General features: G+C 66.1%; 16 protein-coding genes and 3 pseudogenes. 18 read left to right on the top strand and 1 reads right to left on the bottom strand.

The annotated features are described in order from the left end of the window. Position 1: 1 nt before the first annotated feature. Complete coding sequence (locus tag QRN67_RS08345) at positions 2-1,135, top strand: acyl-CoA dehydrogenase family protein (protein ID WP_285411432.1); 1,134 nt, start codon at positions 2-4, stop codon at positions 1,133-1,135. After that, complete coding sequence (locus tag QRN67_RS08340; protein WP_285411431.1) at positions 1,132-2,028, top strand: crotonase/enoyl-CoA hydratase family protein; 897 nt, start codon at positions 1,132-1,134, stop codon at positions 2,026-2,028. The genes QRN67_RS08345 and QRN67_RS08340 overlap by 4 nt, the downstream gene beginning before the upstream one ends. A gap of 196 nt (positions 2,029-2,224) precedes the next feature. Here the strand turns inward: QRN67_RS08340 and QRN67_RS08335 are convergent, their stop codons facing one another. After that, on the bottom strand, positions 2,225-3,187 hold the full coding sequence (locus QRN67_RS08335) for a Bug family tripartite tricarboxylate transporter substrate binding protein (protein WP_285411430.1): 963 nt from the start codon (positions 3,185-3,187) through the stop codon (positions 2,225-2,227). 147 nt (positions 3,188-3,334) lie between these two features. On the opposite strand from QRN67_RS08335, the gene QRN67_RS08330 reads away from it, so the two are divergent. From QRN67_RS08330 to QRN67_RS08250, 16 genes and pseudogenes are all read left to right on the top strand, one after another. Then, entirely contained in the window at positions 3,335-5,479 is a 2,145-nt protein-coding gene (locus QRN67_RS08330) for an acetate--CoA ligase family protein (RefSeq protein WP_285411429.1), read from the top strand. 370 nt (positions 5,480-5,849) lie between these two features. Beyond that, positions 5,850-5,975 (top strand): annotated as a pseudogene (locus QRN67_RS08320) (LysR family transcriptional regulator); the annotation flags it as partial. A gap of 172 nt (positions 5,976-6,147) precedes the next feature. Further along, a complete protein-coding gene (locus QRN67_RS08315) occupies positions 6,148-6,738 on the top strand; it encodes a LysR substrate-binding domain-containing protein (protein ID WP_285411428.1) in 591 nt (196 codons plus the stop codon). Positions 6,739-7,010: 272 nt separating this feature from the next. Further along, positions 7,011-9,055: pseudogene (locus QRN67_RS08310) on the top strand (conjugal transfer protein TraG). After that, positions 9,052-9,558: a CopG family transcriptional regulator gene (locus QRN67_RS08305; protein ID WP_285411427.1), complete on the top strand. Its 507-nt coding sequence runs from the start codon at positions 9,052-9,054 to the stop codon at positions 9,556-9,558. The pseudogene QRN67_RS08310 and the gene QRN67_RS08305 overlap by 4 nt, the downstream one beginning before the upstream one ends. Continuing rightward, complete coding sequence (trbB, locus tag QRN67_RS08300) at positions 9,555-10,592, top strand: P-type conjugative transfer ATPase TrbB (protein WP_285411426.1); 1,038 nt, start codon at positions 9,555-9,557, stop codon at positions 10,590-10,592. The genes QRN67_RS08305 and trbB overlap by 4 nt, the downstream gene beginning before the upstream one ends. Beyond that, the gene (locus tag QRN67_RS08295; RefSeq protein WP_285411425.1) at positions 10,589-10,948 is read left to right on the top strand and encodes a TrbC/VirB2 family type IV secretion system protein; all 360 of its coding nucleotides are present in this window, start codon (positions 10,589-10,591) and stop codon (positions 10,946-10,948) included. The genes trbB and QRN67_RS08295 overlap by 4 nt, the downstream gene beginning before the upstream one ends. Before the next feature lie 8 nt (positions 10,949-10,956). Further along, a complete protein-coding gene (locus QRN67_RS08290; RefSeq protein WP_285411424.1) occupies positions 10,957-11,238 on the top strand; it encodes a VirB3 family type IV secretion system protein in 282 nt (93 codons plus the stop codon). A 10-nt stretch (positions 11,239-11,248) separates the two neighbouring features. Then, positions 11,249-13,693: a conjugal transfer protein TrbE gene (gene trbE / locus QRN67_RS08285; protein ID WP_285411423.1), complete on the top strand. Its 2,445-nt coding sequence runs from the start codon at positions 11,249-11,251 to the stop codon at positions 13,691-13,693. A gap of 11 nt (positions 13,694-13,704) precedes the next feature. Further along, positions 13,705-14,433, top strand: coding sequence for a P-type conjugative transfer protein TrbJ (trbJ, locus tag QRN67_RS08280; protein WP_285411422.1), 729 nt, complete (start codon positions 13,705-13,707; stop codon positions 14,431-14,433). A 258-nt stretch (positions 14,434-14,691) separates the two neighbouring features. Next, a complete protein-coding gene (locus QRN67_RS08275) occupies positions 14,692-15,171 on the top strand; it encodes a hypothetical protein (RefSeq protein WP_503010883.1) in 480 nt (159 codons plus the stop codon). Positions 15,172-15,193: 22 nt separating this feature from the next. Beyond that, complete coding sequence (gene trbF, locus QRN67_RS08270) at positions 15,194-15,901, top strand: conjugal transfer protein TrbF (protein ID WP_285411421.1); 708 nt, start codon at positions 15,194-15,196, stop codon at positions 15,899-15,901. Beyond that, positions 15,898-16,941 carry a P-type conjugative transfer protein TrbG gene (gene trbG / locus QRN67_RS08265; protein ID WP_285411420.1) on the top strand — a complete coding sequence of 348 codons (1,044 nt, stop codon included), beginning with the start codon at positions 15,898-15,900 and terminating at the stop codon, positions 16,939-16,941. The genes trbF and trbG overlap by 4 nt, the downstream gene beginning before the upstream one ends. Then, on the top strand, positions 16,938-18,206 hold the full coding sequence (locus tag QRN67_RS08260; protein WP_285411419.1) for a TraB/TrbI/VirB10 family type IV secretion system protein: 1,269 nt from the start codon (positions 16,938-16,940) through the stop codon (positions 18,204-18,206). Before trbG ends, QRN67_RS08260 begins: the two co-directional genes overlap by 4 nt. Further along, a pseudogene (locus QRN67_RS08255) lies at positions 18,203-18,343 on the top strand (DUF2274 domain-containing protein); the annotation flags it as partial. The gene QRN67_RS08260 and the pseudogene QRN67_RS08255, both read left to right, overlap by 4 nt. Positions 18,344-18,548: 205 nt before the next feature. After that, positions 18,549-18,874, top strand: a 326-nt coding sequence (locus QRN67_RS08250; protein WP_285411418.1) for a hypothetical protein, incomplete at its 3' end; no start/stop codon positions are given.

Here is an 18,874-nt window from a genome sequence, read left to right as displayed (position 1 = left end):
CATGGACTTCTCGTACAGCGATGAGCAGGCGATGCTGCGCGACAGCGTTGCACGGTACCTGCGCGACAATTTCAGCTTCGAGCAGCGCAAGGCGTTGCTCGCAGACCCCGGCCGAGCAGTGCCCCGGGTTTGGCGCGAGCTTGCCGACCTCGGTTTAACAGGCGTGCTAGTGCCGGAGGACTACGGTGGGTTCGGCGGCTCGATGGGCGACCTCCACGGTGTCTTGCGAGAAGCGGGCGCGTCGTTGCTCATCGCACCCTTGATCAGTAGCATGGTTATGTCTACCGTTGCGCTCGTCGAATCGGGTGCCTCTAGCCTTCAGAAGGACTACCTGCCGCTCATGGCCTCGGGTGATCTCATGGTTTGCTGGGCAGGCGAGCGCGCTGGCGGCGTACCTGCGACAAGAGCAACGTTCGATGGAAAACATTGGCGGGTCAGCGGTGGCGTGCGCAACGTGGCATGCGGCGCGCTGGCTGGTGGCTACATCGTCGCTGCGCAGTTTGTCTCGCCCGGTTCGGGACCTGCTGAGGGCATCTTCTTGGTGGACCGCAAGAACCAGGTGCCCGACGCTGTCAAGGCCGCTCCGTATTGCCTGGTGGACGCCAGTCCTGCGGCGACGGTCAGCTTTCTCGACGCCATCGCTCTGCCGCTGTTCGACGGCGATACGTCGCACGGATATGCACAGGTGATGGCGCGGGTTAGAAGCGCGGGGACGGCTGCCGCCTGCGCGGACGGGCTTGGAACGGTCGAAGCTGCCGTCCGACTCACAGCCGAGTACGTCAGAAACCGGCGTCAGTTCGGCAAGCCCCTTGCAGACAACCAGGCCGTGCGCCACAAGATCGCTGAGATGCTGGTCGGCCTGGAGTCGATCAAGAGCATGTCGCTGCTGGCAGCCATCGCCTATGACGACCCGGGCTCTGCGATGGCAGGCGACATTGCCCGAGCGAAGCTGATCCTTAGCGTCCATGGCCGCAAGTCGCTCGAAGACGCTATTCAACTGCATGGCGGAATCGGGATGACCGAGGAGTACTCGGTTGGCCATTACCTGCAACGCTTCGTGGTTTTTGACAGCATCCTTGGTGATGCGGATGAGCAGGCCGAGTACCTGGCAAAGCAACATGGAGATGCCCGATGAACCGCTGGCTCACGTCGACCGAATTCATCGAATTCTCCGTGGCATCGCACGTCGCGACGATCACACTGAATCGGCCTTCCAAGCGCAACGCGCTCAGCGTTGCTCTGCTAGTAGAGCTACGCGATGCTCTGTACGAGGCCGACGATCGCGAGGACGTGAGGGTCATTCTGCTGCAGGGGGCGGGGATCGATTTCTGCGCTGGTTTCGACCTGGACTCTGCTTATGGGCCGAGCACTGCCAACGATCAGGGCGTCGACGCTCCAAAGTACCGAAGCGGTTCGGGCGCAGATGATGAGTGCCTGCGGTTGGAGCGAAAGCAGGCGTTCATGGTTGCCATCAGGGACATCCACAAGCCGGTAGTCGCGAAGATCCACGGCAACTGCTTGGCCGGTGGTACGGACTTGGCACTAATGTGTGATGTGCTGGTTGCCAGCGACGATGCGCGCATCGGCTACCCGGCGACGCGCGCGAACGGAACGCCGCCGAGCAACATGTGGCTCTACCATGTCGGCCCCCAGTGGGCCAAGCGCTTGATGTTCACAGGTGATTGCCTGAGCGGCAAGGATGCAGCTCGGATCGGCCTCGTGTCTGACGCGGTGCCGCGTGACCAGCTCGACGCCGAGGTCGACCAACTGGTCCGCCGCATGGCCCTGGTTCACAGCGACCTGTTGTCCGCGCACAAGCGGGTCGTCAACATGGGCTTGGACTTGTGTGGGGCGGCCCAACTGCAACGCTTTGCCGCGGAAACAGATGCGAGGGTGCACAGCGCGTCGCAGGCCATGAACCAGTTCTCGAGCGATGTAGCTGAGCATGGGGTGCGGGACGCCATCCGTCGGCGTGATCAGCCGTTCGGGGATGGCCTGGTTCGGCTCAAGGCTTTGTCGTCGTCCTGAAGCGGTCGCTGCTCGTTCTCTGCATTGTTGGGGATCCGACCCAGGCGGAGCGGATCCCCTGTCGCAACGAACCGTTTGGGGGCATCTGCTTAGCCGAGGGATCGCTAGATTCTGCTGAGCGGAGCAAAGCGGTTCCTCCGAATCGAGCAAGGCGCCGCGCGAAGGCGGCGCCACAACTCATCTGCTCGAGCAATGGCTACTGGAAGCTGATGTCCAGGCCCTTCACGAGTTCAGGCCATGCTTTCAGCTCCTTGTCCAGGTGAGCCGAGAACTCCTCAGGTGACGTGGCGCGGCATTCGAAGCCCACGCGGGTGCACACCGACTGAACTTCGGGTGTTGCCACAGCGAGCTTCAGTGCCTCCGCCAGTTTGTTGACGGTCTCCTTCGGCGTTGAGTTGGCGACGAAGGTGCCCATCCAACCCAGCATCGTCATGTTCGGAACGCCTTGCTCTTCAAAAGTCGGGATGTTGGGAACGCTGCGCAGTCGTTGCGCACCGGTGACGGCGAGCAAGACAAGCTTCTTGCCGTTTGCCTCGTACTTTTCCAGGGAACCCACGGCACCAAATGCGCTCGACAGCCGACCGCCGAAGACGTCCGGAACAGACTGCGCTTCTCCCTTGTACGGCACATGGATCAGCTTGATCCCAGTCTCGCGCGCAAGGACCTCGCCCAGGATATGGCTCGACGAACCACTGCCTGGCGAGGCGAACGAAAGCGTGCCTGGCTTGGACTTTGCCAGTGCAATGAACTCTTTGAGGTTCTTAGGGCCGAGATCGGGCGATACCACGAGGGCTACCGGGATCACGGCGGCGAGGCCGACAGGCGTCAACTTGGGAAGATAGTTCGGGATGTCCGTGCGGAGCGAGGCGTTCTGAACGATGCTGCTCGGGATGAAGAGCATCGTGATCTCGTCCTGTCGTGCGGTCGCGACTGCTGCCGCGGCCACGGTGCCGTTCCCGCCCGGTTTGTTGTCGACGATGACCGTGGTTCCCAACGTCTTGGCCATCCCGATGCCGATGGTTCGGACCACCACATCGGTTGCTCCTCCTGCCGCGATGGAGACAACCAGACGCACTGGCTTGTCGACTGCATGCGCAGTGGGGAGGGCGAAAAGGCAGGCGCTGGCGATAGCAATGCAGGCACGACGACGTGGGCTCATGTATTCTCCTTCAATGAAATGGCAAGACCAATGAAATGTAGATACCATAATGCTCTTCGTCAACCGGACGAGACCCGAAGTTGAGAAGCGGTGTGCCTCTGTGCACGCTGGCGGTTCCTAAGTACGCGCAATCGATCAAGGAGTTCTATGAGCTTGAAACAAGCCCGTGGCGTCTACAGCCACGATCAACTGGTTCGGATGTTCGATCCGAAGAGCGTCGCCATCGTGGGCGCATCGCAGAACGCAGCTTCGTTCGGAGCACGGACCTTGGCTAGTTTGTCCAAGTTCTCCGGCGCAATTCACCTTGTCAATGGCAAGTACGAAGAGATCAATGGCCGTCCTTGCTTTAAGAGCATCTCTGCTATCGAGGAGGTGCCGGACTGTGTGGTTGCTGCGGTGCCTCGTGATGCTGTCGAGGACTTGGTACGCGAGAGCGTCCAGATTGGCGTCGGCGGGCTGATCATCTTCGCGTCAGGCTTCGGGGAGTCTGGCGACCCCGAATGGGAGGCAGCACAGCGACGGATCGTCGCGCTCACCGAAGGCTCGCGAACGCGTCTGCTTGGCCCGAACTGCCTTGGTGTGGTCAACGGCGTCTCCGGATTCCATGCGGTCTTCGCGAACGCCCCGGCCAAGCCCATCCATCCCGGTGGTCGGCGTATTGGGCTGATCAGCCAGTCCGGTGCTCTGGGCATGGGCCTGGCTCAAGCCAGCGAGCGCGGCGTTTCTTTCAGCCATGTCTTCACGCTGGGGAATGCTTGTGACGTGGATGTTGCAGACCAGATCTCTTACCTGAGCGGTGACTCGAGCTGCGACGTAATCGCCTGTGTCTTTGAAGGCACTGACTCGCCTCAGCGCCTTCTGGAAGCCGGGGAGTTGGCACGCAAGGCACGCAAGCCCGTTGTGATCTTTAAGCTGGCCACGGGGGAGAGTGGTGCCGAGGCGGCAAAGTCCCATACGGGGGCCCTGGCGGGTTCAGCGGCAGCCTACGAGGCATTCTTCGAGAAAGCAGGCTTTGTCAGCGTCACCGAGTTTGAGGAACTTTTGGAGACCGCCGCGTTCTTTGCCAAGGCACCGCGGCCTGTGGCTCCAGGTGTTGCTGTGCTCACGCCATCGGGCGGCGCGGGAATCCTTGCGGCAGACCAGGCCGAACTGCACGCTGTGCCAATGCCGCAGCCGGGTACGGAGTTGCAGCAGCTGCTCGCGAAACACATCCCGCTGTTTGGCGCGGCGCGCAATCCGTGCGACGTGACGGCGCAAATCCTCAACAACCCGGTGTCCTTTCCGGCATGTGCAGAAGGCTTTCTGTTGCAGCCGAACATTGGCGCGATCGCGGTGCCCAATGGCTATGCGCACGAGGCTGGATCGCAGCGCATCAAGGCGATCGGACCCATGGCACGAGCCGCGGGGAAAATCGTCTGCGCATACTGGCTCACGGGCTGGCTGGAAGGTCCGGGCTCGTTCGATCTGGAGACGGATCCCGACGTTGCGTTGTTCCGGACGACGGCCAGATGCTTCAGAACCCTTGCCGCCTGGACGCATTGGTGGGAGCGTATTGACGAGGAAGATCGACAGCTCGTCCGGCTGAGCCAGACGAACGCAGTGCATGATGTCGCCGGCTTACTGGAAGCATCGACGTCCACTCGCACTTTGCCGGAAAGCCAATCAAAAGCGGTGCTCGCAGCCTACGGGGTGCCGGTGGTTTCTGATCGGCTCGTGAAAGACATCGATGGCGCGGTCATAGCCGCCATGGAGATGGGGTTCCCGGTGGTGCTCAAGGTGGAGTCGCCGGATCTACCCCACAAGACTGAGGCCGGTGTGGTGCGGCTCAATCTCCGTAGCCGTGCGGACGTGGAGCGCGCCTACGCAGAGGTCATGGAGAACGCGAACAGGGTTGTGCCGGCACCGCGTATCAACGGCGTGCTTTTACAACCGATGGTGCCCGCAGGAGTCGAGATCATGGTCGGCGGTCGAGTCGATCCCCTGTTCGGCCCGTTGATCGTGGTGGGGATGGGCGGCATCCTGGTAGAGTTGCTCCGCGACAGCGTGGTACAGCAAGCGCCTGTTACTGCCGGCGAAGCGTTGAAGATGCTCCAGCGCCTCAGCGGTTATCGGTTGCTGCAAGGCTTTCGTGGCGCAGCACCAGTGGACGAGACTGCTCTGTGCGCCATCGTTCAACGCGTGTCGGAACTGATCTCCGACCACCGCGCAATGTTGTCGGAGGTCGATGTCAACCCGTTGATCTGCACCGCGGAGCGCATCTTGGCAGTGGATGCCCTGGTCGTGAAACGCTAGCCTTAGCCGAGGCGGCAGCCAATTTGCACGTCGACTTCTGCGGTGGCAGCGAGCAACGAACGAGAACACTAACTGGTTGGTGCGTCAGTACCTTCCCAAGGATGCAGACCTCTCGTCATATGGCCAAGCCGATCCGGATGCCGTCGCCATGCGCTTGGAGACGAGCCCGTGAAAGATGCTGGACTACGAAACGCCTGTGGTCATCTAACTCCAGCTTGGATCTCGCTGGGTCCAAGAACCGGCGGTTGCGTTCCTGTGCCTGCTTCACGGCAGATCGTGGATACGTTCTCAGAACGCCTGCCTAAGATGGCTGCCGGAACGGGCTGGGCGTCCTCGATCTTTGGGCGTCATCTCTCATCGGCAAGTCCAAATGATTGAACTGCGGCATTTGCGCTACTTCGTTGCCGTCGCGGAAGACCTGAGCTTTCGCCGCGCCGCAGAGCGGATCCACATCGATCAGACCTCGCTGTCGCGGGCGATCCGCGATCTTGAAGATCAGTTGAGCGTGCCCTTGTTCGTTCGACTCCCGCGCAAGCTGCACTTGACGCCGGCTGGATCGAGGTTGCTGAAGGAAGCGCGCAGGCTTCTCATCCGGTTAGAGCGAATCAAACGCACGGTCCGCCAGACGCATACCCTGTACCGGGCACCGCTTCGTGTCGGCGTTGCTGATGGCATTGCACAACCCAAGCATTTCCGAATGCCTCACGAGCTGGCGTGCCGTGGCGCCCGAGGTCCCGCTGGAACTCGCAGAGATGCGTGCAGGCGAACTTGTCGGCGCACTCAAGAGCGAAGAAATCGAGGTCGGATTCTCTTTCGGTGTTCCCAATGACGAGGCCATCGCGCAGGCTCCTGCGTGGCGCTACCGTCTCATGGCGGTGCTACCGCAGAGCCATGAATTGGCCAGTCGGGAGATCGTCGCCCTGTCAGACTTGCTGGCGTTCCCGCTGCTGTCTTGCAACGAGAAGTGCCTGCCGGGTTTGCTCTGGCAGATGCGCGCCATCGTGCGTAAATACATCGACCGCGCTACCCTCGCGGGTGAGGCCTGCACCCTGTCGGGCTACGTGATCCGCATCGCGGCCGGCGCGGGCGTTGGACTGGGTGACGAGGGGCATGTGCAGACTCTCTGGCGCAGCGACGTGCTAGCACTCCCGCTGGCCGAGGAGGAGCACATCACCACCTTCGTGCTGCACAAGCAGCAGCGCTTTGGCACTGCTGCCCCTGTGAAACGCTTTCTTACCCACGTCGGCTGTTTGTCGTGATCGTTACGCAGCGCGGTTTCGACGCACGGTCGGACTGCATCATCAGCATTGGACGTCTGGCCGCATCCTGAGGATGCTCATGGTCCGAGACGCTGGGGCTGTTACGCCGCCAGCTTCCTGGAATCCCGAACTTTCTTGCGACGTGTGCGCCAGCTTCGCTGAGCTACGCCCATGTGGGTGTACCGCGCGGCACATCGATTCCAGACTCGTGCCATGCGCGCCATGGGGGCGCGCATGCGCATGGCGCAGCTGCGCCGAAGGGGCCTTCGGAGATGGCTTTTCGACAGGGAACAGGTGAGGCGGCCGGATCGAGCATCCAAACAGGCATTCTGCTCGGCCAGGTCGCGGCCGTCTTCGGCGTGGTCCTGACCGGCGTGTGGACAGCCACGCAGTGGACCGCCCATGCGCTCAGTTATCAGCCACGGCTGGGGCCCGCGTGGGCCAACGTGGCTGGCCTGCGAATCTACGAGCCCTGGAAGCTGTTCGAGTGGTGGTACTGGTACGACGCCTATGCGCCGGATGTCTTCCTGCGAGGCGGCGCCATCGCCGCGGGAAGCGGGCTGCTCGCCACAGGCGTGGCCATTGGCATGGCGGTGTGGCGCTCGCGTGTGGCCCGGCGCGTCACCACTTATGGCTCCGCCCGCTGGGCAGAGAGCGAAGAGATTCGCAAAGCGGCTTGACCGGGCCGGCCGGGGTCTTCCTTGGTCGCAAGGACGACAGCTACCTGCGCCACGCCGGCCCCGAGCACGTGATGGCCTTCGCGCCCACGCGCTCGGGCAAGGGTGTGGGTCTCGTGGTGCCGACGCTGCTGTCCTGGCCCGGCTCCGCCGTGATTCACGACATCAAGGGAGAGAACTGGACGCACACGGCCGGCTGTCGCGCGCGCTTCTCACATTGCCTGCTGTTCAATCCCACCGACGCGCGTTCGGCGGCCTACAACCCGCTGCTTGAAGTGCGCCGCGGCGCCCATGAGGTTCGCGACGTACAGAACATCGCGGACATCCTCGTCGATCCCGAGGGCGCGCTGGAGCGGCGTAACCACTGGGAGAAGACCAGTCACGCGCTTCTCGTCGGAGCCATCCTGCACGTGCTCTATGCCGGCGAGGACAAGACGTTGCGCGGCGCCGCCAATTTCCTGTCCGATCCCGCATGTCCGTTCGAGGTGACGCTGCACCGGATGATGACGACGCGGCACCTCGCGAACGAAGAAGGTGGGGCACCGCATCCTGTGGTCGCTTCTGCTGCCCGCGAAGTTCTCAACAAGAGCGACAACGAGCGATCGGGCGTGCTGTCCACGGCCATGAGCTTCCTCGGCCTGTACCGCGATCCGACGGTGGCCCAAGTCACCTCGCGCTGCGACTGGCGCATCGCCGACCTGATCTCGGCCAAGCATCCGGTGTCGCTGTACCTCGTGGTGCCGCCCTCGGACATCAGCCGCACCAAGCCGCTGATCCGGCTAATCCTCAACCAGATTGGCCGGCGTTTGACCGAGTCGCTCGACGGTAGCGATGGCATCGCACGGCGGCATCAATTGCTGCTGATGCTTGACGAGTTTCCGGCGCTCGGGCGTCTGGACTTCTTCGAGTCCGCCCTGGCTTTCATGGCGGGCTATGGCCTGCGCGCCTTCCTGATCGCGCAGTCGCTCAACCAGATCGACAAGGCCTACGGCCAGAACCATTCGATCCTCGACAACTGCCACGTGCGCATCGCGTTCGCTACGAACGACGAGCGCACCGCCAAGCGCATCTCCGACGCGCTGGGCACTGCCACCGAGCTGCGCGCGCAGCGCAACTACGCCGGCCACCGGCTCGCGCCGTGGCTCGGGCACCTGATGGTCTCGCGCCAGGAGACGGCACGGCCGCTGCTCACACCAGGCGAGGTGATGCAGCTCCCTCCCGACGACGCCGTGGTGATGGTGTCGGGTCATGCACCGATTCGCGCGCACAAGATCCGCTACTACCTCGACCGCAACTTCGCGGTGCGCGTGAAGCCAGCGCCGCTGCTCACCGCGGCTGGTCACTACGCCGACGCCCCGGCGCCGCGCGCGGACGACTGGAGCGGGCTAGCACCGCTGGCTGCTCCAATGCTGGACATGGCCCTGGCGGGCCAGGCCGGCACCGTCGATGACGGCGGGCGCCAGCATCAGCCCGAGCTGGACGAGGTCGCCTACACCCCCCAACCTGAGCCCGGCGCCGACGATCTCGGCCTGCTCGATGACGACGACGTGCCGCTTCCCCTGCCGACTCAGGTCGACCCGCGCCTGCAGCGCGCCGCGCGGTTGGCCGTGCTCGACCCAGACGACGGAATCGCGCTATGAGCCGCGCTCGTCTGAACATCTTCCTCGAACGCGACCATGCGCGCCGGCTCGACGAGCTGGCCGCGATGAAGGGCCTGTCCAAGTCCTCGATCATCGCCGCCGCGCTGTCCTCGTTCCTCTCGCCCGACAGCGGCGACCAGCGCGAGGCCGCCATCGCCAAGCGGCTGGACCGTCTCTCGCGCCAGTACGACAAGCTCGAACGCGATCAGAACATCCTGATCGAGACCGTGGCGCTGTACGTGCGCTACTTCCTGACCGTCAGCACGCCCGTCCCCGAGGTGCATGAGGAGGCGGCGCGCGCTCAGGGCCGCGCTCGCTTCGAGCAGTTCATCGAACAGCTCGGCCGCCACCTGCTGCGCGGGCGCAGCCTGGTCAAGGACGTGTACGAGGAAATCCAGCCCGAGGACAGCCAGTTCTTCGGATTAGGTGATCCCGTGGGAAACACCACTGGAGACGATCGGCCGGCGACCCCGGCCGGCAGCAAACCGGAGGCGGCTTCATGACCGGGACGCCGCGCGATCCGAACAAGCCTGCCGCGCCGGCCTCGCTGGCGCTGGACCGTCGTATCCGCATGCTGCGCACGGCGATGGGACCGGAAATCGCGCAGGCGCTGGCCGATCCCGATGTGGTCGAAGTGCTGCTCAACCCCGATGGCTCGCTGTGGCTGGACCGCCTCAGCAGTGGGCGTGCGCCAATGGGCGTCACGCTGTCACCGTCCGACGGCGAACGCATCATCCGCCTGATCGCCGCGCACGTGCGCGCCGAGGTGCATGCGGACAAGCCGCTGCTGACGGCCGAACTGCCCGAGACCGGCGAGCGCTTCGAGGGCGCGCTGCCGCCCGTGACGCCCGGCCCGGTGTTCGCGCTGCGCAAGAGGGCCGTCGCGCTGATCCGCTTGGAAGACTACGTGGCCGACGGGATCCTGACCGCCGACCAGGCCGCGTTCCTGCGGTTGGCCGTGCGCGACCGGCAGAACATACTGATAGCCGGTGGCACCAGCACCGGCAAGACCACGCTTGCCAACGCGCTGCTCGACGAGGTGGCCGCCACTGGCGACCGCGTGATCGTGCTCGAAGACACGGTGGAGCTGCAATGCACGGCGCACGATCACGTGCCGCTGCGCACGCGCCCTGGTGTGGTCAGCATGACCGAGCTCGTGCGCTCTACGCTGCGCCTGCGACCGGACCGCATCGTCGTCGGCGAGGTGCGCGGCCCGGAGGCGCTGGACCTGCTCAAGGCCTGGGGCACGGGCCACCCGGGGGGCATCGCCACTGTGCACGCGGGCTCGGCGATGGGCGCCCTCACGCGCCTCGAACAGCTGGTGCAGGAGGTTTCGGTGAACGTGCCGCGCGCGCTGATCGCCGAGACCATCAACGTCATTGTCTTCATCGCCGGGCGCGGCCGCACGCGCCGCGTCGAGGCCATTGCACGCGTCGTCGGCCTCGACGCAAACGGCTACCGGCTCAGCTACGAACTGGAGCTCGCGCCATTGCCTTCACTTCCTTCATTGCCATCACTTCCAGGAGAACTTTCATGACGCCTTTGAGCATTTCCGTAAATCCGTCTCTGCACACCGGGCGCTTGCGTCTAGCGCTGCAAGTGATGCTGTTGGCTGCGCTGCTGGTGGCCTTCGCGCTGCCGGCGCACGCCGCCGGCTCCAACATGCCCTGGGAGGCGCCGCTGCAGTCCATCCTCGAATCTATCCAGGGGCCGGTGGCGCGCATCGTCGCGGTGATCATCATCATCGCCACGGGCCTGACGCTCGCCTTCGGTGACACCAGCGGGGGCTTCCGCAAGCTGGTGCAGATCGTCTTCGGGCTGTCGATCGCGTTTGCCGCGTCGAGCTTCTTCCTGTCGTTCTTCTCGTTCACCGGCGGGGCGGTACTGGCATGAGCCCGCACATGAACTCGCATGATGCGCCGGGCTTCGAGGTGCGGGGCTTTGAAGTCCCTCTTCATCGGTCCCTGACCGAGCCCATCCTGATGGGTGGCGCGCCACGCACGGTGGCGATTGCCAACGGCACGCTCGCGGCCGCCGTGGGCCTGGGCCTGCAGCTCTGGGTTCCGGGCATCGTGCTCTGGATTGTGGGCCATTCACTCGCGGTCTGGGGCGCACGTGCGGACCCCCAATTCATGCAGGTGTTCGCGCGCCACATCAAGCACCGCGTGCTGCTGGATACCTGAAGGCACGGCCATGATGAACCTCGCCGAATACCGCCAGCGCCCGGCGCTGCTCGCCGACTGGCTGCCATGGGCCGGGCTGGTCGCGCCCGGCGTGGTGCTGAACAAGGACGGTTCGTTCCAGCGCACTGCGCGCTTCCGCGGCCCGGACCTGGACAGCGCCACCGCCGGCGAACTGGTGGCCACCACCGCGCGCCTGAACAACGCGCTGCGCCGGTTGGGTTCGGGCTGGGCGCTGTTCGTTGAAGCCGAACGGCGCGAGGCTGCGGACTATCCGCGCTCGACGTTTCCCGAGCCGCTGTCCTGGCTGGTGGACGAGGAGCGCCGCGCCGGGTTCGAGGAAGCCGGCTCGCATTTCGAGAGCCGCTACCACGTGACGCAGCTCTACCTGCCGCCGGAAGAATCGCGCTCGCGCGCCGCGGGCCTGATCTACGAGAACGCCGGCGAGACGCGCGGCCAGCGCCGCGTCGATTGGCGCGAGCGCCTGCAGGGCTTCGTCGCCGAGACCGAGCGCTTCCACGGACTGCTCGAAGGCGTGATGCCCGAGATCGGCTGGCTCTACGACGCGGCCACGCTCGCGCATCTGCACGCCAGTGTCTCCACGCGCCGGCAGGCGGTCGCCGTGCCCGAGGTGCCGGTGCACCTCGATGCGCTGCTCGCCGACGAAGCGCTGACGGGCGGCCTGGTGCCGATGCTGGGTGCGCGGCACCTGCGCGTGCTCACGGTGCGTGGCTTCCCGACCTCCACCTGGCCGGGCCTGCTCGACGAGCTGAACCGCCTGGGCTTCGCCTACCGCTGGAGCACGCGCTTCCTGTTCCTCGACAAGGCCGAGGCCGAGCGCGAACTGGGCCGGCTGCGCCGCCAGTGGTTCGCCAAGCGCAAGAACATCGTCGCGCTGCTGCGCGAGACGATCTTCCAGCAGGAGTCGCCGCTGGTGGATTCCGATGCTGCCAACAAGGCGGCCGACGCCGATGCGGCGCTACAGGAGCTGGGCAGCGACGAGGTGGCCTACGGCTACGTCACGTCCACCCTGACCGTGCTGGACGCGAGCGCGGAAGCGGCCGACGAGAAGCTGCGCGCCGCCGAGCGCGTTATCCAGGGACGCGGCTTCGTGACGATCCCCGAGACGCTGAACGCGGTCGAGGCCTGGCTGTCCTCGCTCCCAGGCCACGCATACGCCAACGTGCGTCAGCCCATCGTCTCGACGCTGAACCTCGCGCACCTGATGCCGGTGTCTGCGGTCTGGGCCGGGCAGGAGCGCAACGCGCATCTGGACGGCCCGCCCCTGATCGTCACGCGCACCGACGGCGCGACGCCGTTCCGACTCGTGACGCACATCGGTGACGTTGGAAACACGCTGGTGGTCGGCCCCATCGGCATGGGCAAGTCGGTGCTGCTGGCGACGATGGCGCTGCAGTTTCGCCGCTACGCTGGCTCGCGAATCTTCGCCTTCGACATGGGCCGCTCGATCCGCGCCACCATCCTGGGCCTGGGTGGAGAGCACTATGACCTCGGCACATCGCAGGAAGAGGGTGGCGATATCGCCTTCCAGCCGCTCGCGCGCATTGACCGTGAAGGCTACCGCACCTGGGCGGCCGAATGGGTCGAGGGCCGGCTGATTCACGAGGGCGTGGCCGTCGGTCCGGAGGAACGCGAAGCGGTCTGGTCGGCGCTCGGCAGCCTGGCCAGCGCGCCGGTGGAGCAGCGCACGCTGACGGGCCTGTCAGTGCTGTTGCAGTCCAACATGCTGCGCCAGGCGCTCGCGCCCTACGTGCTGGGTGGCGCGCACGGCAAGCTGCTGGACGCCGACCACGACCGGCTGGGCGGCGCCGACGTGCAGGGCTTCGAGATGGAGGAGCTGATGCACAGCAAGGCCGCGGTGCTAGCCGTGCTGCGCTACCTGTTCGCACGTTTCGAGGAGCGGCTGGACGGCGCGCCCACGTTGCTGATACTTGACGAAGCGTGGCTGTTCCTCGACGACCCGGTGTTCGCCGCGCGCATCCGCCAGTGGCTCAAGACGCTGCGCAAGAAGAACGCGTCGATCGTCTTCGCCACGCAGTCGCTCGCCGACGTGAAGGATTCGGCCATCGCGCCCGCGATCATCGAGAGCTGCGCGAGCCGCATCTTCCTGCCCAACCCGCAGGCCACCGAGCCGCAGATTCGCACGATCTACGAGGGCTTCGGCCTCAACAGCCGGCAGATCGAGATCGTCGCCACCGCCCAGCCAAAGCGCGACTACTACTACCAGTCGCGGCTGGGCAACCGGGTCTTCGACCTGGACCTGGGACCAGTGGCGCTCGCCTTCGCGGGCGCGTCCACGCCCGAGCACCAGCGCGACATCGATGCCGTGCTCGCCGCGCACGGCGCACCGGACTTCGCTGCCCACTGGCTGCGCCACAGCGGCCTGGGCTGGGCCGCGGATCTCATCCCCTCTTTCCGTTCCTTGCCTTCACTTTAGGAGATTCAGCCATGAAGAAGACTTCGCTGGCCGCCGCTGCGGCCATTCTTATTGCGCTGGCGCCCGGCGCGCATGCGCAATGGGTGGTGATCGACCCGACCAATCTCGCGCAGAACATCCTGACCGCGGCCAACACGCTGGAGCAGATCAACAACCAGATCAAGCAGCTACAGAACCAGGCGCAGTCGCTGATGAATCAGGCCAGGAACCTGACCAGTCTGGACTTCAGCGCGTTGGCCGAACTGCGCGCGACGCTTTCGGCGACCAACCAGCTGATCCAACAGGCGCAGGGGCTGGCCTTCAACGTCTCGCAGATGGAGACGGACTTCCGCCGCCTCTATCCGGACTCCTACAGCGCCGCGACCTCGGGCACGCAGATGGCGACCGATGCGCGCTCACGCTGGCGCAATTCTCTGGAAGCGCTGCGCACGGCCACCAAGGTGCAGTCGCAGGCGGTGCAGAACTTCGCCGCCGACGAGCGCACGCTGACCGACTTGGTGAACCGCAGCCAGTCGGCCGTGGGGGCACTGCAGGCGACGCAGGCGACGAACCAGTTGCTCGCGCTGCAGTCGCGCCAGGCGATGCAGGCGCAGCAACTCCAGATCACGCAGGACCGTGCGGCGGCGCTCGAACAGGCACGCCAGGTCGCCGTGCAGGAGCGCGCCCGCGAGGTGCGCCGTCGCTTCCAGGGAGACGGCACGCCGTACACGCCCGCCGTCGTCAACTTCTACGGCAACTGAGGGAGAAGCCGCCATGCGACGAATCCTGACTCTCAGCCTGTTCGCCCTTGCGCTCGCCGCGTGCGAGAAGAAGCCCGCGCCCATCGAGTCCGTCGAATCCCTGGTCGCCAATCCGCAGCGGTTGAAGGAACTGCGCGAAGCCTGCAAGGCCCTGGCATTGCCACCGGGCTGGTGTCCGGCGCGCCGCAGCTCAGCGCCGGCGCTGCGGCGGGGACCTTGGTCGGTGGGGCAGGGCTCGCGGTCGCTGGTGGCGCGGCCGTGGCCGGCACTGGTGCAGCGGTCGCGGCCGGTGCGCGCATGGCGCCCGGCGCAGCGCGCAGCGCGATCAGCGGCGCTGCGGCTGCAGGCCGTTCGGCCAGCACACTCGCCGGCGGCGCGCGCTCGGCCTACCAAGCTGGGGCTGCGGCCTCGGGGAATAGTGGCCTGCGCGCGGCCGGCGCGGGCTTGGCCAATGTCGCGCGCAGCGGCGCCGGGGCAGTCGGTGATCGCGTCGCCTCGGGCGCCAAGGCCGTGCGCGACCGCGTGGCGAACTTCGTGGCCGAGGCGGCCGCGCCACCAGCGGCTGCATCGGCAGCGCCTGCCGGTGCTTCAGCGGCGCCCACCGCGCCGCCCGCCTGGGCGCAGCGCCTCCAACGTCACCAGAGCCTCGCGCACGGTGCGACGGCTGCCGCCCACGCGCTGCGCTCAGGCGACAGCGGCGGCAGCGGTGCCAGTCCCAGCCTGCGGGACGACAGTTAAGGACAGCTAAGGAGAACCCTTCATGCGATTCAAACGACCCCAGGTGCGCTACTCCGACACGCCGGCGCCCGTCACCCCGTACCAGGCCGCCGCGCAGGTGTGGGACGAGCGCATTGGCTCGGCCCGCGTGCAGGCGAAGAACTGGCGCCTGATGGCCTTCGGCTCCCTCACGCTGGCGCTGCTGATGGCCGGTGGCCTCGTGTGGCGCTCGGCGCAGTCCATCGTCACGCCCTACGTGATTGAGGTGGACCAGGCCGGCCAGGTGCGCACGGTCGGCGAGGCCGCCACGCCGTACCGGCCGGGCGATGCGCAGATCGCACACCACCTCGCGCGCTTCGTCAGCGACGTGCGTTCGCTGTCCGTCGATCCCATCGTCGTGCGACGCAACTGGCTCGAAGCCTACGACTACGCCACCGACCGGGGCGCGGCCACGCTCAACGACTACGCCCGCACCAACGATCCGTTCTCGCGCATCGGTCAGAACTCGGTCGCGGTGGAGGTGACCAGCGTCGTGCGCGCCAGCGATTCCTCGTTCCAGGTGCGCTGGATCGAGCGCGGCTACGTGAACGGCGCGCCGTCCACCACCCAGCGATGGACCGCGGTGTTGTCCATCGTGCTGCAGCCACCGCGCACCGAGGAGCGGCTGCGCAAGAACCCCTTGGGCATCTACGTCAATGGTCTGTCGTGGAGCCGCGAACTCGATGCCACCGAAGGAGCCAGGAAACCATGAATCAACCCATTCCCCATTTCCGCCTTTACGTCATACCGGCATTGCTGATCGCTGGCCTCTCCGGCTGCGCGACGCAGGGCAAGCCACCGCCGGCCATCACGCTGGACGAGCCCGTGCAGGCGCAGCGCCTGCCCGCGCCGCCCGCGCCCATCGAAGTGGTGGAGGTGCCCAAGCCCTTGCCTCTGCCGGAGCAGATGAAGGCGCTGCCCTCGGCCGAGGCGCCGCCGCCCGCCCCGGAGCCCGCCGACGAGAAGATGCGCGTGTCCAAGGCGAACGACGAGGCCCGCATCTCGCCTACGCGCGAGGGCTACGTCAATGCGATCCAGGTTTGGCCTTTCACCGAGGGAGCGCTGTACCAGGTCTACACGAGCCCTGGCCGTGTCACCGTCATCGCGCTGCAGGAGGGCGAGGAACTGGTGACCGTCTCAGCCGGCGACACCGTGCGCTGGATCGTGGGCGACACGACCAGCGGCGCCGGGCCAGCGCAGCGCGTGAACGTCATGGTCAAGCCCACACGCACGGGCCTGAAGACCAACATGGTGATCACGACCAACCGGCGCACCTACTTTGTCGAGCTGTCCTCGACGCCGCAGGCCTGGATGGCGTCCGTGTCCTGGGACTACCCGAAGGACCGCATGCTGGCGCTGCAGAAGCAGGCGCGCGAGGCGCAGGCGGCGGCCCCAGTAGACGCTGGTTTGTCGATAGAGAACCTTCGCTTCCGCTACGCGGTCAGCGGCGACAGCCCGCCGTGGAAGCCGCTGCGCGTCTTCGACGACGGGCAGAAGGTCTACATCCAGTTCCCAGGCGGCATCGCGCAGGGCGAGCTGCCGCCGCTGTTCGTGATCGGCCCGCAGGGCGACGGCCAGCTTGTGAACTACCGCTTCCGCGCGCCGTACTACGTGGTGGACCGGCTGTTCGGCGCGGCCGAACTACGCCTGGGCGGCTATGTAGGAGGCGCCAAAGGCGGCAAGGCCGAAGTGGTGCGCATCGAGCGCACCGACGGCGTGTCCCGTGCGGCGACGGGGAGCAACGGATCATGAGCGAGTCTGCCACCGTCCCGCCGAAGGCCGACCCGGAGGCGATGGCGTTGCGCGCGCCGCCGCGCTCGGTGGTGCGCCTGAACCGGCGGATGCTGGCCGTCATAGTCGGCGCGCTGGCTGCCGTGGTGCTCGGCGCGACCATGTGGTCGCTGCAGCCGCACAGGCGCGAACGCAACCCGGCCGCCGAACTGTACAACGTCGATCGCGTGGCCAAGGCCGAGAGCCTGGACCAGTTGCCCAAGGACTATGCGGGACTGCCGGCCCGGCCTGGGGTGCCCCAATTGGGTGAGCCGCTGCCCGGCGACCTCGGGCCGGCCATCGTGAAGTCGCAGCAGCCGATGGAGACGCGCGTGCCGGGTGGCGGTGTAGACCCCGCGCATGCGGCGCAACTGGCGGCCGAGGAGGCGGCACGCTCCGGGGTGTTCTTCCGCGCCACGGGCGGCGCCGGGGCTAAGCCTGCTCAGGCCGCGCCGGCCGGCGAGGCCCGTGCGGTGCAGCCTTTTGATGCGCTGGCCGGCGCCGTGACTCCCACAACGGCGGCGCCACCAGCCGACCCCACCGCAGTGCAGAACCGCCAGGACCAGAAGGAGGCCTTCGTTGCCAAGGCGGGCGACGTGGCCACGCGCAATCCCGGAAGTCTGCAGCTGCCGGCATCGCCGTACCAAGTCATGGCGGGCACCATCATTCCGGCCGCGCTGGTGACGGGCATCAGTTCCGACCTGCCGGGCCAGGTGATCGCCACCGTGACCGAGGCGGTCTATGACACCGCCGCTGGGCGCCATCTGCTGATTCCGCAGGGCTCGCGACTGATCGGGCGCTACGACAGCCAGGTCGCCTTCGGACAGCGGCGCGTGCTGCTGGTGTGGACGCGGCTAATTCTGCCGGACACGTCTTCGGTGGCGCTGGACCGCCTGCCGGGCATCGACCCCGCGGGCTATGCCGGCCTGGAGGATGGCGTCGATTGGCACTGGGACCGCATCCTCGCTGGGGCCGCGCTTTCGACGCTGCTGGGCATCGGCGCCGAGCTGGCCGCGCCCGAGACCCGCACGATCAACGGTGGTACCGGCGACCGCGTGATCATCGCGGGCCGTGAGAGCGCGCAGGACACGGTGAATCAGGTGGGCCAGGAGATCACCAAGCGCAACCTCAGCGTCCAGCCGACGCTCACGATCCGGCCAGGGTTTCCGATGCGCGTGATGGTGAACAAGGATCTGGTGCTGCGGCCCTACCAGCCCTTGTTCTTCAACCGGGGATCGTCGCAGTGAGCACGAACAAGCTGCGGCTCGGGCCGCTACCCAAGAGCAAGCCAGTCAAGCTCATCGTCACCTTGTCGGCGGAACTGAAGGCCACGCTGGACTGCTACGCGGCGCTGCACGCGCAGACCTACGGTGAGCGGGTGGACGGATGATGAGACGGCTGCGGAATTCGCGATTGACTTCGCCATCCGGCACGGCCTGACTGAGGATGTTCAGGCTGGCCTGACGCATCGGTTCGCAGATGTCGTCGCGCCGGCACTGACTGCCGTAGCGGCGCCACTGCAGGCTCCGCTGCCTCCGTCGGTTCTTGCTCTCGCCGAGAACAAGGGTAGTCGCGTCTGTCGGACTCTCGTGGATCTGCTCGACGCGAAGCCTCATCCCGACCATCTTGCCGCACTGTTGCTGCTTTCTAAGAACGGATGGTCGACTCAGGCGGCCTACTACGACGAGGAGAATCTCCCAATCGCGCAGGCTGCTGTCAAAGCGCTGGGCAAGCTGGGCGCGCTCGACGCAGCGACTGCCGATGAGTTGTACAGCTTGGCAATCGACACCCGCGACTCGGATCTGCGGTACGCCATCTTCGTGTTGCTGGTCAACCAGGCAGAGGGGAGCTCCCAAGAGGGGCGGATTCAACCGGTCGATGCAACGCATTCGCTGAACATTTCAGCAGGTGTATG

The organism is Variovorax sp. efr-133-TYG-130, from assembly GCF_030208835.1.
Classification (GTDB): Bacteria; Pseudomonadota; Gammaproteobacteria; order Burkholderiales; family Burkholderiaceae_C; genus Variovorax.
Note: the sequence above shows the minus strand (reverse complement) of the source record. Positions and strands in the feature narration are given on the sequence as shown.